Genomic DNA, 16,002 nt, shown 5'->3' with positions numbered 1-16,002 from the left:
GCTGTGTAACCTACCACACAGTAACTTGAGGTAGGTGACTGGTGTCGCTTCCGGGCGCGCGACGCCTCGCAGAGGGCCACAGGGGTGTCGCCGATCGACGGCCTAGCGGCCCGGCGTCACCTTGAGCATGCGGCTGAGAGTTGCCTGCCACAGCGATCCGTCGGCCGTGATCGTCCCGGTCAGCTCGAGTGGTTCGTCGAACGGCGCCGTCCCGACCGGCACCGTCGCCACCCGCCGGCCGGTCGCGAAGTCGGTTGCCACGTAGGCGACTTCGCCGATCTGCTGTGGGAGGTTCGGCCGGATCGGGCCATACCCGATCGCGTGGATCAGACCGTCTGCGCGAGACAACTTGGGGAGCGTCGCGATCCGGTCGCCGTTCTCCCACACGCGACGGCAGCCGCCTTCCCCGACGTCGATCCGGGTGGCGCCGCCGACGAACGGGGCGTCGGCCGGGACCGACGGACCCTGTACCGCCATCGGCGGGTACTGGTAGCCGTAGGTGCTCGGGATGACCAGCGAATCGCCCCAGGCCATCGGCGAGTTCTCGGTGCCCGGCCCGGACGTCGAAAAGGCCCGCATGCGGCAGACCTCGGAGCCGTCATCGCTGCGCAGCACGCGGAGATCCGGCGGTTCCGCGTTGTCGACGATGGCGACCCAGCCATCGCCACCGGGACCGAAGTACGTCGGCGTCGTCCCCGAGCCCCAGGTGAGCTGTCCGGGTTTGCGTGCTGGTCCCCGGTCATACGCGCGACGCCAGACGACTCGCGGTGCGCGCCCCGGTTCGGCGCGCATCTCGTACAGCGCGTGCGTCGTCAGGATCGACGCCCCCGTTCGCCGGATCGACAAGCCGTTGCCCAGTTCCTCTCCCGCCGGCAGCCGGGTGGCCTGCACGGTGTCATGCCGGTCGACTGTCCCGACCACCCCGCGCGTCGTCGCGAACCACACGCGGCCGTCGAAGTCGGGCGCCAGGCCGGTGATGGCGTCACCCGCCGGTACCGCGTGGTCGACGTCGACCCGATCGTCGACGAACACCCGCCAGCCGCTGGCCGTCTTCGCATGCGCGACACGGAGAATCGACCCGGACCCGTCGGCGACGACCACCCGGTCGCGGTCGTCGAGATAGCCGTACACGCCGCCGAGCAGTCCGCCCTTCGTCAGCTGCGTCGACGCCAGTGGTTGCGCGGTCCGGGGATCGAAGAGGACGACCGACGGCGCCGCGAATGCCGGTGGCGACGATCCGACGAATTGCGTGCACAACGCGACGGGCATCCCGTCGCGTCCGACGAACGTTGCCGCGCAGGCGCCGCCCGGGATCGAGGAGCCGGCCAGTCGAGCCCCGCGGCCGGGGCCTCGATGCGCCGTGGAGTCCGTGGAGGCGAGGTCGCCGTGTATGAGCGAGGTGTCGCTCGGTCCGAGTCCGGTGCTCGGCGAATCGGGTTGTGCCGCTGCGGGGTACGCGAGCGTCGCCACCAACGTCAGAACCCCGGTGACCACCGCCGCCCGGACCCGCATCTTCCGTGTCATGAGTGGTCAAGCTACCGCACAGAGGGCCGGCTCAGATGACCAGACCGAGTGCGAGTACCACGATCAATCCGGTCACCGAGAGGACCGTCTCCATCATCGACCAAGTCTTGAAGGTCTGTCCGACGGTCATGCCGAAGTACTCCTTCACCAGCCAGAAACCGGCGTCGTTGACGTGGGACAGGAACACCGACCCGGCACCGATCGCCAGGACGACCAGCGAGAGTTCTCCCGAACCCATCCCGTCGACCAGACCCAGGATCAGCGACGACGCGGTGATCGTGGCAACGGTCGCCGATCCGGTCGCCAGGCGGATCAGCGCCGCGAGCGTCCAGGCCAGCAGGAGCACCGAGACGTTCGCGCCGGTCGCCCAGTCGGCGAGCAGGGTGCCGATCCCGGTGTCGACGAGGACCTCCTTGAATCCGCCACCCGCGGAGACGATCAGCAGGATGCCCGCGATCGCGGGGAGTGCCGCGCCCGTGCACTTCGAGATGGTCTCGCGGTCCATGCCGGAACCGCGGCCGAGGGTGAACATCGCGACGATCACCGCGATGAGCAGCGCGATGAGGGGCGTGCCGAGGATGTCGAGGACCTTGCGCACGGGCTGGTCCTCGTCGGCGATGAAGATCTCGGCGAGTGCCTTGCCGAGCATCAGCACGACGGGCAGCAGAACGCTGAACATGGTGATCGCGAAGGACGGTCGCTTGGTGGTCGGGCCGTCGGACGGATCGACGTCGAAGGTTGTCGGGGCCTCGACCGTCACCCATCGCCCGGCGAGCACGCCGAAGAGCGGCCCGGACACGATGATGGTCGGGATGGCGACCAGCACACCGAGTCCGAGTGTCATGCCGAGATCCGCGCCGAGGGCGTCGATCGCCACAAGTGGGCCGGGATGCGGCGGGACGAACCCGTGCATCGCCGACAACCCGGCCAGTGCGGGAATGCCGATCGGGATCAGGCCGAGACCCGAGCGTCGGGCCACGAGGTAGATCACCGGCATCAAGAGTACGAGACCGATCTCGAAGAACATCGGCAGACCGATGATCGCGCCGACGAGCGCCATCGCCCACGGCAGCATCCGCGGTGAGGCGTGACCGACGATCGTGTCCACGATCTCGTCGGCACCACCGGAGTCGGCCAGCAGCTTGGCGAACATGGCGCCGAGTGCGATCAGGATGCCGACTCCCGCTGCGGTGGTGCCGAACCCGGCGGTGAACGACTCGAGGACCGTCGGGATCGACTCACCCGCGACGATGCCGACGGTCGCGCCGCCGCCCACCAACGCGAGGAAGGGATGGACCTTGGCGATCGTGATCGCCACGACGATGACGGCGATACCCGCCAGCGCCGCGACGATGAGTTGCCAGCCGGGCGCGACCGGCTGCGGCAGATCTGTGCTCGCGGCGAGGATCGTGGTGGTGGTCGGCGACATCAGTTCTCCTCGGCGTCGAGATCGGAACCGCGCGAGAGGGCCTCGACCAGTTCATCGATGATGGCGTCCACGCTCTGGTCCACGTCGACGGTCAGGCCGCATTCGTCGGGGGTCAGCTGCTCGAGGGTCTCGAACTGCGAGGCGAGCAGGGCCGGTGGCATGAAATGCCCCGGGCGTGATGCCTGCCGTCGCGAGATGACCTCGACCGACCCGGCCAGATGCGCGAACAGCGTCGTCGGTGCGTGATCACGAAGATGGTCGCGGTAATGCCGTTTGAGCGCGGAGCAGCTCATGACACCGCCGTCGGCGTGTTCGGCGAGCCAGACGCCGATCGACTCGAGCCAGGGTCGGCGGTCGTCGTCGTCGAGCGGTTCTCCCGCCGACATCTTGGCGATGTTCTCGGCGGGGTGGAAGTCGTCGGCGTCGGCGAACGGCACCCGCAGGCGCTGTGCCAACGCCGCTCCGACCGTCGACTTCCCGGACCCCGACACCCCCATGACGACGATCGGCGATCGCATGTTCACTCCTCACCACGCTGTGCTGCTGATCACGTAGGCTGCCTCAATAGTCATACTTTTGCAAGCCTTTGCTGAGTTTAAGTACGCACATTGGTCCGTACCTCGATGAATGAGAAGATGAAACGGTGAGTCAGGGCACACGGAGCACAGGCGAGCGGCACGACGAGATCCTCGCGGCTATCGGCCGACGCATCGTCTCGGGAGCGCAGCCGGCCGGCAGCGTGCTGACCCTCGACGCCATCAGCGCCGAACACGGGGTGTCGCGGACGGTATCCCGCGAGGTGATCCGGGTTCTCGAGTCGATGGGCCTCGTCGAATCCCGACGCCGCGTCGGCATCACGATCCAGCCGCGGACCCGATGGAGCGTGTTCGACGCCCGGCTGATCCGTTGGCGCCTCGACGGCGCCGACCGCGCCGAGTTCCTCGCCACCCTCTCGGAGTTACGACGCGGCTTCGAGCCGGTGGCGGCGGCCCTTGCCGCCGAGCGCGCGAACGAGCACCAGTGCCGCATCCTGGCGGCGGCGGTGTCGGACATGTCGGTGCACGGGCGCAACGGCGATCTCGAGTCGTACCTGTTGGCCGACAAGGTCTTTCATCGAACGCTCTTGGAGGCCAGCGGCAACGAAATGTTCCGGTCGCTCACCGGCGTGGTGAACGAGGTCCTCGCCGGCCGCACCCATCACGGGATGATGCCCGCGACACCGAGTCCGGTGGCCATCGCACTGCACGACGATGTCGCCAGAGCAATACGCCTCCGCGACCCGGAGGCCGCGGAGGCGTCGATGCGCGCGATCATCACCGAGGCGGCGGCTGCTGTATCGCCCCCGCCACCTGAGGTGCTCTAGACCAGCAGCTCGGCGATCTGAATCGTGTTGAGGGCAGCGCCCTTCCGGAGGTTGTCCCCCGAGACGAACAGCGCGAGACCCCGGCCGTCCGGAACACCCGGGTCCTGCCGGATCCGGCCGACCAGCGAGGCGTCCTTGCCGGCGGCGGCCAGTGGCGTCGGCACGTCCACGAGCTCCACACCCGCTGCGCCACCGAGGATCTCCTGTGCACGTGCTACCGACAGCGGGTTCGCGAACTCCGCGTTGATCGACAGCGAGTGGCCGGTGAACACCGGCACGCGTACGCAGGTTCCGCTCACGAGGAGTTCGGGCAGCCCGAGGATCTTGCGCGACTCGTTGCGCAGCTTCTGGTCCTCGTCGGTCTCACCCGAACCGTCGTCGACGAGCGAACCCGCGAGCGCCACGACGTTGAACGCGATGGGCGCGACGTATTTGTTCGGGGCGGGGAAGTCCACGGCGGAACCGTCGTGCACGAGCTTCTCCGCGTCGCCGGCGACCGCACGCACCTGGGTGGCCAATTCGTCGACACCGGCCAGACCGCTACCCGAGACCGCCTGGTAGCTCGAGATGATCAGGCGCTGCAGACCGGCCTCGTCGTGGAGCGGCTTGAGGACCGGCATGGCCGCCATCGTGGTGCAGTTCGGGTTGGCGATGATGCCCTTGGGCGGGTTCTTGGCCAGCTCACCGTTGACCTCCGAGACCACCAGCGGCACCTCGGGATCCTTGCGCCAGGCCGACGAATTGTCGATGACGGTCACGCCGGCCTCGGCGAAGCGGGGCGCCTGCTCGCGCGACATCGTGGCACCCGCCGAGAACAGCGCGATGTCGAGTCCGGACGGATCGGCGGTGGCCGTGTCCTCGACGACGATCTCGCCGTCGCCCCACGGCAGCTTCTTGCCCGCCGAGCGCGAGGACGCGAAGAAGCGCACCTCGTCGGCCGGGAAGTTGCGCTCCGCCAACAGGGTTCGCATGACGGCGCCGACCTGACCGGTCGCGCCCACGACTCCGATACGTACGCCCACTGCTATCGCCCCGTTCCGGCGTAGACGACGGCTTCTTCTTCGCCGCCGAGATCGAAGGCGGCGTGCAGAGCGCGCACCGCGTCGTCGAGTTCGGTGTCCCGGCACAGCACCGAGATCCGGATCTCCGACGTGGAGATCAGCTCGATGTTCACGCCGGCCTCGCTGAGGGCCTCACAGAACGTGGCCGTCACGCCGGGGTGCGACTTCATGCCCGCGCCCACGAGCGACACCTTGCCGATGTGATCGTCGTAGAGCAGATCGGTGAACCCGATCTCGGACTGCAGCTTGGTGAGCTTCTCGACGCCGAGCGGCCCCAGCTCGCGGGGCAGGGTGAAGGTGATGTCGGTCTTGCCGGTGTCGACCTTCGAGACGTTCTGCAACACCATGTCGATGTTGATCTCGGCGTCGGCCACGGCGCGGAACACCCGCGCGGCGTAACCGGGCTTGTCGTCGAGGCCGACGACGGTGATCTTGGCCTCGCTGCGGTCATGTGCGACGCCGGTGAGAATGGCTTCTTCCACGGGGATGTCCTCCATCGATCCGGTCACAATGGTGCCGGGTTTGGTCGAGTACGACGAGCGCACGTGAACGGGAACGTTGTATCGGCGCGCGTATTCGACGCACCGCAGCATCAGCACCTTGGCGCCACAGGCAGCCAGCTCGAGCATCTCCTCGAAGCAGACGGTGTCGAGACGGCGGGCGTCGGGCACGATCCGCGGATCGGCCGAGTAGACGCCGTCGACGTCGGTGTAGATCTCGCAGACGTCGGCCTCGAGCGCGGCCGCCAGCGCGACCGCGGTGGTGTCGGAGCCGCCGCGTCCCAGTGTGGTCACGTCCTTGGTGTCCTGCGAGACGCCCTGGAAGCCGGCGACCAGCACGATCTTGCCCTCGTCGAGTGCGCTGCGGACGCGTCCGGGCGTGACGTCGATGATCTTGGCCTTGCCGTGGCTGCTCGTCGTGATGACACCGGCCTGCGAGCCGGTGAACGACTGCGCCTGCGCGCCCATCGAGCTGATCGCCATCGCGACGAGCGAGTTGGAGATCCGCTCACCCGAGGTCAACAGCATGTCCATCTCACGGGCCGGCGGCGCCGGGTTGACCTGCTGGGCGAGGTCGAGGAGCTCATCGGTGGTGTCGCCCATCGCCGACACGACCACGACGACGTCGTTGCCCTGCTTCTTGGTCTCGACGATCCGCTCGGCGACGCGACGGATGCGTTCGGCCGTTGCGACCGAGGATCCGCCGTACTTCTGCACCACGAGGGCCACGTCGAGTTACCTCCCGCCGGCCAGTGTGCCGGTCGATAGACGTCAACTTGCCGGGACAACCTTACCGGGACCGCCGCGACCGCTCTGACCTGGTCTCCGCCCCACCCGACGGGACCGGACCGAGGTGATCCGCCCTAGGATCGCTCGCGTGGCCTCCCCAACCGACGTCGGTGACACCGGAACCGGTCCCGTCGGTACAAACAGCTACGGCCGTCGACTGGCGTCGATGACCCGCGGTTATTTCGGTCCTCTCGGGTCGTCGCCCGCCGCGGTCCGTGGTCATCGCTGGTGGCTCGACGCGCTGCTCGTCTTTCTCGTCATCCGCGCCATCGGCATCCTCGTCCTGGCGCGGTTCGCCGATCTCCGGGGCACCACGCTGGGCGACTCCCTGGCGGTCTGGGATGGGCAGTGGATGATCGCGATCGCGACCCACGGCTACGACGGCGTGCCCTACACGCTCACCGACGCCCGGGGTCTGCACACCGTCGACACCGCGTACGCCTTCTTTCCCGGTTACCCGTACCTGGTGGGCCTGATCGCGAAGCTGCCGGGCCTGAGTCCCTTCGGTGCGGCGATCACGGTGAACCTGGTCCTGGGATGCGTGGCGGCGGTCGGTGCGGCACGTCTCGGAATGGTGTGCGCCCGACTCATGGCACGACGGTCCCCGATCGGCCCGGCACCCGAACGCGGAACCGGACTGTTCCTGGTGGTGCTCTTCGCGGCGACGCCGATGTCGATCGTGCTGAACATGGCCTACACCGAGGCGCTGTTCTGCGCGCTCGCGGTGTGGGCGCTGGTGGGGGTCCTCGAGAAGCGCTGGCTCCTCGCCGGCGTCGTCGCCGCGCTCTGCGGTCTGTGCCGGCCGACGGCGGCGGTCCTGATCGGGGTCGTGATGCTCGCGGCCCTCATGTTCCTGTGGCAGGCGCGCGGGACCGACGTCCCGAGAGCGGCACGCGTCCGCGCGATCGTCGCCATCGTCATCAGCCCGCTCGGTTACCTCACATATCTCTGCGTGGTGTGGGCACACACCGGCTCGCCGACCGGGTGGTTCCGCATCCAGACCGAGGGCTGGGACACCCAGTTCGACTGGGGCGTGGCAGCTTTCGAGTTCATCAACGAAATGCTCGTCCATTCGGCCGAGATCGCCCCGGTGGCCACGTCGTGGATCGTGCTGAGCACGCTGGTGATGTTGGGCGTCGCCGTCTGGTCACGGGTGCCGTGGCCGGTCCTGCTCTACGGTTCGCTGCTGGTCGCGCAGATCGTGCTGTCGAGCGGACTGATGATGAGCCGGCCCCGGTTGCTGCTGCCCGCCTTCGTCCTGCTGATCCCGCTGGCGATGGCGCTGGCGCGGATGCGGCCGGTGGTCGCGGGACTGATCGTCGTGCCGATCGTGGTCGGCAGCTCATGGTTCGGCGCGCACATGCTCACCGTGTTCCCCCACGCGATGTGACAACCGCTTGCCCTGCTCCCCGAGGAGCGCCCGGAGCCTGCGGAGGGCGCGTCACGAAGGGTCCGGTGACCGGGGTTGCGAAACCCTTCGTGACGCTCGCAAGCTCGCTCCTCAGGGAGCAGAAAAACCCTCTTCGCACGCCTCTCAGGGAGCCGAAGGTTGTCACACCGCCGACGCCGCGAATCCCAGGCAGAGGTAGTCGATTCCGGCGTCGAGCCGCGCCCGGGGATCGAGCAGCCGGCCGGCATCGCGACGGCCGGCGAGGCGGGCGAGATGCGACGGGACCTCGACTTCGGACTCCCCCGAGATCACCTCGGCCAGTCCCGCGGACGGCAGCAGGGCGTCGTCGTGGAGCAACTGATCGCTCACTGCGACAAGGGCGACGCCGTGGACGAAGCTCCAGACCGACAGCGCCATGTCGGTGGCGCGTTCGATGCCGACGCCGAGCTCGAGGAATCCGGCCGCCAGCCAGTCGAGGCACGCCAGCGAATCCTCGCCGTAACTGTGCCGGGGCGACGAGTAGGCCAGGACCACCCACGGATGCCGGGTGTAGAGGTCCCAGTCGACGTCGACGGCGATCCCGACCCGGGTCCGCCACTCGGGCGCGGTGTCGACGGGGTACGGAAACCGCCGGCCGACCTCGGTCGACATCGCCTGCAGCAGCGCGTCCTTGTCCTCGACGTGGCGATACAGCGACATGGCCCCGACCCCGAGCTTCTCGGCGACCCGCCGCATCGACAGCGAGCCGATCCCGGCATCGTCGGCCACGGCGATGGCGGCATCGACGATCGTCGCCGTCGACAGTTTCGAGGTGTCGGCCGTCACGTTCTCGTTCCTCCTGCTCAGGGCGGGAATAATCCGATTGCGTACAGCGTACTCATCCCCGTACGCTGACCCGCGTACACCGTACGCGTAGGTAGCTGCCGCGAAGGAGGAATGATGTCCGCCCAGCTCGACCCGTCGAACCGGCTCCGCCCGACCACCTCGGGTACCGCCGACCGGCGAACGTGGCTGGGACTGGCCGTGCTGACCCTGCCGGTGTTCCTGGTCTCGATGGATGTCTCGGTGCTGTACCTCGCCATCCCGTCGATCACCGATGCACTCGCGCCGTCCGCGGCCCAGCAGCTGTGGATTCTCGACATCTATGGCTTCCTCATCGCCGGCCTGCTGATCACGATGGGCAATGTCGGCGACCGCGTCGGCCGGCGACGGATCCTCCTCGCCGGCGCCGCCCTGTTCGGCATCGCGTCGGTCATCGCCGCTTTCGCACCCTCGCCCGAGATCCTGATCGCGGCGCGCGCCCTGATGGGCATCGGCGGTGCCACCCTGCTGCCGTCGAGCCTGTCGCTCATCGCCAACATGTTCCCCGACGCCCGCGAGCGCGGGCGCGCGATCGGTGTGTGGACCGCGGCGTTCGCCGGCGGCAGTGCGGTCGGCCCGGTCATCGGAGGCGTTCTGCTGCACCACTTCTGGTGGGGCGTGGTCTTCCTCATCAACGTCCCGGTGCTCGCCGCACTGTTCGTCTTCGGGCCGCGCCTGATCCCCGAGTACCGGGCCGCGACGAACGACCCGTTCGATGTCGTCGGCGTCGTGCTCTCGATGGCCGGAATCCTCCCGCTCGTCTATGCCGTCAAGACGGTCGCGAGCGAAGGCGCCACGACCGGCGTGGTGGTCGCCGGAGTGGTGGGTGCCGCGCTGCTCGTCACATTCCTGCTGCACCAGCGCCGGGTCACGTCACCGCTCCTGGACCTCAAGCTGTTCGGCAACGCGCAGTTCAGCGGAGCGGTCGCCGTTGCGCTGATCGGCATGATGGCCCTCGGCGGCATGTCGTACCTGACCGGCGTCTACCTCCAGTCGGTCATGGGCCACGACGTCCTGGCCGCGGCCATCGCCGGCCTGCCGATGGCCGTCGCGGTGGCGGTGTTCTCCATCGGCGCGACCCGGGTCGCCGCGTTCCTGGGCACCCGGCTGGCCTTCGTCGGTTCTGTCGGCCTGGCCGCCGCAGGCAATCTCGGCATGCTGACCCTCGGCACCTCGACCCCGGTCTGGGTGTACGTGCTGTGCACGACGATCGCGGGCGTCGGCTACGGCATCCAGTTCAGCCTGGTGTCGGTCGTGGTCGTCGGCTCGGTTCCGCCGGAGCGGTCGGGCGCCGCGTCGGGTATCTCGGAGACGAGCTTCGAGCTCGGGACCGCGATGGGCCTGGCCCTTCTCGGATCGCTGGCCACCCTCGTGTTCCGAGACGGCGACCGGGGTTGGTCGTTCGGCGACACCCTGGGCGAGACCCTGCACCGGGCGACCGACATGGGTTCGGCCGGAGAGGGGTTGGCCACCGCTGCGAAGCAGGCCTTCGTCGACGGCATGCACGCGGCGTCGCTGGCGAGCGGTCTGGCGCTCCTCGCACTCGGCACGGTCCTGCTGTTCGTGATGCGCGACGAGCCCACCGATCCGCAGGCCGAGGTCGCCGAGGTGCAACTGCCGGACGGTGCAGATTCGGTCCCGCTCGCTTCGCTCCCGGCGACCGGCCCCGTGGGCGTCGCACGCACCGACTCCTGACGGCGAGCCCGGCGGTCGCCGCGCCACTACCCTCGGGCGGATGCACGAACTCATCTCGGGCCGCCGTAGCGCCCGCGGCTACGATCCGTCCGCGACCATCTCGCTCGACGACGTCACCACGATCGTCGACGCCGGGCGCTGGGCTCCCACCTGGGGCCGGGTGCAGCCGGTGCGCTTCATCGCGGGACTGCGCGGCGACCCGACGTTCGACGGCCTCGCCGGCGTCCTGACCCGGGGGAACTCGGGGTGGGCGCCGCGCTCGGCAGCCCTGATCCTGGTCTGCACCACCGATGACCCCGACGACGCGAAGGCCCACACGTACGGGGCCGTCGACTGTGGACTGGCGGTGGCGCAGATGATCCTGCAGTCCGAGGCCCTCGGCTTCAATGCCCATCCGATGGCCGGTTTCGACGCCGAGGCAGCCCGCGACATCTTCGGGATCCCCGCCGACAAACGACCGCTGGTGCTGCTCGGAGTCGGCGCGCTCGCCGACCCGGCGTCCCTTCCCGAGGAGATCCGCGCCCGCGACGAGAAATCCCGCACCCGGCTCCCGCTGTCCGAGGTCGCGTTCGCGGGCCGCTGGGGACGTCCCGCGTTCCCGGACTCCACAGGCGCCTGACCGGCGAATGTGACGAACGAGGCATATGAGACAGAAGTGACGTGTGGTACTTGTTCTCCATGACTGTCACACCTCAACCTCGAGGACTCCTCCGCCGACTGGGAGCGCACCTCGCGCCCGTCGCCGCCGTCACCGCACTGACAGCCGCGGCAGCACTGTCCGTGCCGGCGGCCGCCCACGCCGACGAGCCGTTCAGCCTCGAATTCGACGGCGCCGCCGGCACTCTCCCGTCGGCGCTGCAGCACGAGACCGGCGCCGGCGGCTGGGGCAACAACGAGGTGCAGAACTACACCGCCGATCGGCTGAACTCGCGGCTCGACGGCAACGGCAACCTGCTCATCGAGGCGCGCCGCGCGGCGACCGGCGGCTGGACGTCGGCCCGGCTCACCACCAAGGACAGCTTCGAGTTCACCTACGGGACGATCTCCGCGCGCATCTCCCTGCCGCAGGGTCGCGGGTTGCACCCGGCGTTCTGGCTGCTGGGGAGCGACATCGACTCCGTCGGGTACCCGGCGGCCGGCGAGGTCGACATCGCCGAGACGACCAACTCCTCCGACTGGGTCCACGTGGGCGTGCACGGCCCGACGGCGCTGGGCACCGCGATGGGATCACTCGATCTCTCGCTCGCCGATCTCCTCCCCGGACTGCCGCTGCCGGGGCCGCTCGCCGGCCGCTGGGAGCGGGGCCACGACCTAACCGGCATCGATCCGGGCGACTTCCACGTCTACGCGGTGACCAAGTCGTCGTCGCAGATCCGTTTCACCATCGACGGGAACGCGGTCTACACGATCAACCGCTCCTCGCTCACCGGCGACGAACGGTGGGTCTTCGACAAGCCGATGTACGCACTGCTCAACGTCGCGGTCGGCGGCATCTGGCCCGGGCGCCCGTCGTCGACGACTCCGAGCCCGGCGACGATGAGGGTCGACTGGTTGCGCTACACCCCGTCCACCCCCGCTGCCTGAGCTGAGGAGCGCCCGTAGCTTGCGGACGGTGGCAACAACTCCGCCCCGAGCCGACCGGCCCGGGGCGGAGTTCTTGTATGCGGTTGCGGGACAGTCGCTTACGCGACCAGCACCTGCTCGTCGTCGGTGACCGACGCCCGCATCGTCTTGTCCTTGGTCTCGACGATCTTGATCGTGCACACGACGCTGAGTGCCGACAGACCGGCGAGCAGGACACCCACCCAGATCGCACCGGGACCCGCGATCAGCGGGGCGGCGATCAGCGGCGGGATCGCCCCACCGAGGATGCCGGCCAGGTTGTAACCCATCCCCGCACCGGTGTAGCGGTACCGCGCCTCGAACAGTTCGGGCAGAAGCGCACCGGCCGGACCGTAGGCGATGCCGAAGATCAGCAGCGTCCCGAAGAGTCCGACCACGAACGCGAAGCCGCCGCCGATCTCGAGGATCGGGAACAGCACCAGCGCCCAGGGGATCGCGACGCTGCACGAGGTGAGGATGACCCGGCGACGACCCACGCGGTCCGACCACACCGCCGACGCCGCGGTCGACAGTCCGAACACCACGGCCGCGCCCATCCCCGCGGTCAGCACGAAGGTCCGCGACAGTTCCAGTGACTTGGTGCCGTAGTTCGTGAGGAACGCCGTGCCCATGTAGAACAGCGAGAACAGGCTCGCCAGCGCGCCGCCGGCGATGAGGATCTCGCGCCACTGGTGGCGGAAGGCGTCGAGGAACGGCAGTGCCGGACCGTCGACCTCGGGACCGCCGATTGTCCCGCGCTGCTGCGCTTCTCGGAACACCGGCGTCTCCGCGACCGCGAGCCGGACCCACAACCCGACGGCGACGAGCGCGAAGGACAGGATGAACGGGATGCGCCAGCCGTAGTCGAGGAACGCCGAACTGGTCTCGCCGAGCGTCAGGCTCGCGATGAGGAACGTCAGGCTCGACAGGAAGAACGCGAAGGCCGGGCCGAGTTGCGGGAACATCGCGTACAGCCCCCGCTTGCCCGGTGGGGCGTACTCGGCGGTGAGAAGCGTTGCGCCCGCCCATTCGCCGCCGACGGCGAAGCCCTGCAGGAACCGCAGGAAGACGAGGAGGATGGGCGCCGCGATGCCGATCCCGGATTCGGCGAAGCCGAACACACCGGTCTCGTAACCGGGGAGAAGACCGATCGCGACCGTCGCCAATCCCATGATGAGCAGGGTCCACACCAGGGTGCGTTTACGGCCGATCCGGTCGCCGAAGTGACCGAAGAGCATCGCGCCGACCGGCCGCGCGAAGAATGCCACGGCGAAGGTGGCAAAGGACGCGATGGTCCCGGTGACCTCGTCGGCGGCCGGGAAGAACACCGTCGGGAACACCAGGGCGGCGGCGGTGCCGTAGATGAAGAAGTCGTAGAACTCGATCGTCGTGCCGATAGAACTCGCGGCGGCCACGCGTCGAAGGCTCGTGCGTTTACCCTCCGGCGGTTCGGTCACCGGCGGTTCGGCGGGGATGGTCGTCACTGGCGTTAGCCCTTTCTGCAGACGGCCGCGTCGGGGTGGCGGCTCGAGATCCCGGGCATCATCGGTCCGGGTGCCCCTGTCCGCCGCTCGGATGATTTGGGTCACTCCGGCTGCACGGTGAGAGGCATGTCATAGTCTGGAGCCCGTGTCGGTGAGGCGGCACCCCCCGAAGAGGGGGACGTCATGACCCGGCCTCACCTGCAGCTTTGGCCACCTCGTCGCCGGGGAGTACAGTCGAGCGCATGCAGCGCGCACTCCTCCTCGGTTGCCGCGGCGGGGTCTGAAACGACCGGCCCTCCGTCGCGGGGCCTCATCACGCGCCGGTCACTTTCCTTCCACACACGGAGAATGACCACCATGGCACCAGCAGACAGCTTCACTTCCGGCGCCAGCCGAATCGTCGAGCCCGCAGGCCCGATTCCCGCCGGACAACCCTCATGGAACCCGCAGCGCAGCTCCGCGATGCCCGTTCATCGTTATCGCCAGTTCGCCGACGAGGTCGAGAAGGTGGCGGTTCCCGACCGCACCTGGCCCGACAAGGTCATCACCACCGCCCCGATGTGGTGTGCGGTCGACCTGCGCGACGGCAACCAGGCACTCATCGACCCCATGAGCCCGGCACGCAAGCGCCGCATGTTCGACCTCCTCGTCCGGATGGGCTACAAGGAGATCGAGGTCGGCTTCCCGTCGGCCAGCCAGACCGATTACGACTTCGTCCGCGAGATCATCGAAGACGGCGCCATCCCCGACGACGTGACGATCCAGGTGCTGACCCAGTGTCGTGACGAACTGATCGAGCGCACCTTCGACGCCTGCCGCGGGGCGGCCAACGTGATCGTCCACTTCTACAACTCGACGTCGGTCCTGCAGCGTCGAGTCGTGTTCCGCGCGGACAAGGCGGCGATCACCAAAATCGCGACCGACGCCGCGCACAAGGTCCTCGAGGTACAGCAGAACTACCCGGACACCAACTGGCGGTACGAGTACTCGCCGGAGTCCTACACGGGCACCGAGCTGAGCTTCGCCAAGGAGGTGTGCGACGCGGTCACCGAGATCATCGCCCCCACCCCGGAGCGGCCGATGATCATCAATCTGCCCGCGACCGTCGAGATGGCCACTCCCAACGTCTACGCCGACTCGATCGAGTGGATGCACCGCAATCTCGCGCGGCGCGACTCGGTCATCCTGAGCCTGCACCCCCACAACGACCGCGGAACCGCCGTCGCCGCAGCCGAACTGGGCTACCAGGCGGGCGCCGACCGCATCGAGGGATGCCTGTTCGGCAACGGCGAGCGCACCGGCAACGTCTGCCTGGTGACCCTCGGCATGAACATGTTCAGCCGCGGCGTCGACCCGCAGATCAGCTTCTCCGACATCGACGAGATCCGCCGGACGGTCGAGTACTGCAACCAGCTCAACGTCCCCGAGCGTCATCCCTACGGCGGCGACCTGGTCTACACCGCGTTCTCGGGCAGCCACCAGGACGCGATCAACAAGGGCCTCGACCAGATGAAGGTCGACGCCGACAACGCCGACTCCGACGTCGACGACATCATCTGGGCCGTCCCGTATCTGCCGATCGACCCCAAGGACGTCGGCCGCAACTACGAAGCGGTCATCCGCGTCAACAGCCAGTCCGGCAAGGGCGGCGTCGCGTACATCATGAAGGCCGACCACGGCATGAACCTGCCGCGTCGTCTGCAGATCGAGTTCAGCCGGGAGATCCAGAAGATCACCGACGGCGAGGGCGGCGAGGTCAATCCCAAGGAGATGTGGGACGTCTTCGCGGAGAACTACCTGCACCCGATCTGGCCGCTCGAGCGCATCCGGCAGAAGGTGGACGCGGCCGAGGTCGACGGCGGCGACGACCACATCACCGCCGTGGTGAAGGTCGAGGGCAACGAGCGGGAGATCTCCGGCTCCGGCAACGGTCCGCTGGCGGCCTTCGTCGACGCGCTCGGCGCCGTCGGCTACGAGGTACGGGTCCTCGACTACAGCGAGCACGCGCTGACCGCCGGCGGCGACGCCAGCGCAGCGGCGTACGTCGAGACCGAGGTCAACGGCGAGACGGTCTGGGGTGTCGGCATCGCGTCGTCGATCACCACCGCCAGCCTGCGTGCAGTCGTCTCGGCGGTGAACCGCGCTTACCGGGTCACCTCGGTTCCGGTCGCCGACGGCGAGGCAGCCCCGGGCACCTGGGCGCCCTGACCCTCCCCCTTCGAAGACCCGATTCCGTCCCGTCGATCGCGCCGATCGGCGGGACGGAATCGTTCTGACGGGAACAAAACGGACCAGAGTTTCATT

At 68.5% G+C, this 16,002-nt stretch carries 13 protein-coding genes; 6 read left to right on the top strand and 7 right to left on the bottom strand.

The window, feature by feature from the left end; all coding sequences use genetic code 11:
• Positions 1 to 102 precede the first annotated feature (102 nt).
• From AS181_RS08130 to AS181_RS08120, 3 genes are read right to left on the bottom strand one after another with little or no spacing between them, the layout of a single operon-like run.
• Positions 103 to 1,512 (bottom strand): hypothetical protein, encoded by a 1,410-nt coding sequence (locus AS181_RS08130; protein WP_091344308.1) that lies wholly within the window; start codon positions 1,510 to 1,512, stop codon positions 103 to 105.
• A gap of 43 nt (positions 1,513 to 1,555) precedes the next feature.
• Positions 1,556 to 2,953 (bottom strand): GntP family permease, encoded by a 1,398-nt coding sequence (locus AS181_RS08125; RefSeq protein ID WP_058251067.1) that lies wholly within the window; start codon positions 2,951 to 2,953, stop codon positions 1,556 to 1,558.
• The gene (locus AS181_RS08120; RefSeq protein WP_058251147.1) at positions 2,953 to 3,471 is read right to left on the bottom strand and encodes a gluconokinase; all 519 of its coding nucleotides are present in this window, start codon (positions 3,469 to 3,471) and stop codon (positions 2,953 to 2,955) included. The genes AS181_RS08125 and AS181_RS08120 overlap by 1 nt, the downstream gene beginning before the upstream one ends.
• A gap of 125 nt (positions 3,472 to 3,596) precedes the next feature.
• On the opposite strand from AS181_RS08120, the gene AS181_RS08115 reads away from it, so the two are divergent.
• On the top strand, positions 3,597 to 4,316 hold the full coding sequence (locus tag AS181_RS08115; RefSeq protein ID WP_058251066.1) for a FadR/GntR family transcriptional regulator: 720 nt from the start codon (positions 3,597 to 3,599) through the stop codon (positions 4,314 to 4,316).
• Here AS181_RS08115 and AS181_RS08110 read toward each other — a convergent pair.
• On the bottom strand, positions 4,313 to 5,338 hold the full coding sequence (locus tag AS181_RS08110; RefSeq protein ID WP_058251065.1) for an aspartate-semialdehyde dehydrogenase: 1,026 nt from the start codon (positions 5,336 to 5,338) through the stop codon (positions 4,313 to 4,315). The two genes, AS181_RS08115 and AS181_RS08110, sit on opposite strands and share 4 nt — an antisense overlap.
• Before the next feature lie 2 nt (positions 5,339 to 5,340).
• Positions 5,341 to 6,606: an aspartate kinase gene (locus AS181_RS08105; RefSeq protein ID WP_058251064.1), complete on the bottom strand. Its 1,266-nt coding sequence runs from the start codon at positions 6,604 to 6,606 to the stop codon at positions 5,341 to 5,343.
• Positions 6,607 to 6,754: 148 nt separating this feature from the next.
• On the opposite strand from AS181_RS08105, the gene AS181_RS08100 reads away from it, so the two are divergent.
• Positions 6,755 to 8,056 carry a mannosyltransferase family protein gene (locus AS181_RS08100; protein WP_058251063.1) on the top strand — a complete coding sequence of 434 codons (1,302 nt, stop codon included), beginning with the start codon at positions 6,755 to 6,757 and terminating at the stop codon, positions 8,054 to 8,056.
• Positions 8,057 to 8,218: 162 nt separating this feature from the next.
• Here the strand turns inward: AS181_RS08100 and AS181_RS08095 are convergent, their stop codons facing one another.
• Entirely contained in the window at positions 8,219 to 8,881 is a 663-nt protein-coding gene (locus AS181_RS08095) for a TetR/AcrR family transcriptional regulator (protein ID WP_058251062.1), read from the bottom strand.
• 114 nt (positions 8,882 to 8,995) lie between these two features.
• On the opposite strand from AS181_RS08095, the gene AS181_RS08090 reads away from it, so the two are divergent.
• Genes AS181_RS08090 through AS181_RS08080 form a run of 3 tightly spaced genes read left to right on the top strand, consistent with a single transcriptional unit; the run spans position 8,996 to position 12,196 of the window.
• On the top strand, positions 8,996 to 10,612 hold the full coding sequence (locus AS181_RS08090; RefSeq protein WP_058251146.1) for an MFS transporter: 1,617 nt from the start codon (positions 8,996 to 8,998) through the stop codon (positions 10,610 to 10,612).
• Positions 10,613 to 10,652: 40 nt separating this feature from the next.
• Positions 10,653 to 11,231 carry a nitroreductase family protein gene (locus AS181_RS08085; protein ID WP_058251061.1) on the top strand — a complete coding sequence of 193 codons (579 nt, stop codon included), beginning with the start codon at positions 10,653 to 10,655 and terminating at the stop codon, positions 11,229 to 11,231.
• A gap of 59 nt (positions 11,232 to 11,290) precedes the next feature.
• Complete coding sequence (locus tag AS181_RS08080) at positions 11,291 to 12,196, top strand: glycoside hydrolase family 16 protein (RefSeq protein WP_058251145.1); 906 nt, start codon at positions 11,291 to 11,293, stop codon at positions 12,194 to 12,196.
• Between the two features lie 98 nt (positions 12,197 to 12,294).
• Here the strand turns inward: AS181_RS08080 and AS181_RS08075 are convergent, their stop codons facing one another.
• Complete coding sequence (locus tag AS181_RS08075; RefSeq protein WP_058251060.1) at positions 12,295 to 13,698, bottom strand: MFS transporter; 1,404 nt, start codon at positions 13,696 to 13,698, stop codon at positions 12,295 to 12,297.
• Positions 13,699 to 14,055: 357 nt separating this feature from the next.
• On the opposite strand from AS181_RS08075, the gene leuA reads away from it, so the two are divergent.
• Positions 14,056 to 15,906 carry a 2-isopropylmalate synthase gene (gene leuA / locus AS181_RS08070; RefSeq protein ID WP_058251144.1) on the top strand — a complete coding sequence of 617 codons (1,851 nt, stop codon included), beginning with the start codon at positions 14,056 to 14,058 and terminating at the stop codon, positions 15,904 to 15,906.
• Positions 15,907 to 16,002: the final 96 nt, after the last annotated feature.

Source organism: Gordonia sp. SGD-V-85, from assembly GCF_001456905.1.
GTDB classification, from domain to species: Bacteria; Actinomycetota; Actinomycetes; order Mycobacteriales; family Mycobacteriaceae; genus Gordonia; species Gordonia hongkongensis.
This window is presented reverse-complemented; position numbering and strand designations above follow the sequence as displayed.

Bases quoted from the DNA above. Each gene is read 5' to 3' on its own strand.
- AS181_RS08130 (WP_091344308.1), bottom strand. From the start codon at position 1,512: ATGCGGGTCCGGGCGGCGGTGGTCACCGGGGTTCTGACGTTGGTGGCG.
- AS181_RS08125 (WP_058251067.1), bottom strand. From the start codon at position 2,953: ATGTCGCCGACCACCACCACGATCCTCGCCGCGAGCACAGATCTGCCG.
- AS181_RS08120 (WP_058251147.1), bottom strand. From the start codon at position 3,471: ATGCGATCGCCGATCGTCGTCATGGGGGTGTCGGGGTCCGGGAAGTCG.
- AS181_RS08090 (WP_058251146.1), top strand. From the start codon at position 8,996: ATGTCCGCCCAGCTCGACCCGTCGAACCGGCTCCGCCCGACCACCTCG.
- AS181_RS08085 (WP_058251061.1), top strand. From the start codon at position 10,653: ATGCACGAACTCATCTCGGGCCGCCGTAGCGCCCGCGGCTACGATCCG.
- AS181_RS08080 (WP_058251145.1), top strand. From the start codon at position 11,291: ATGACTGTCACACCTCAACCTCGAGGACTCCTCCGCCGACTGGGAGCG.
- leuA (WP_058251144.1), top strand. From the start codon at position 14,056: ATGGCACCAGCAGACAGCTTCACTTCCGGCGCCAGCCGAATCGTCGAG.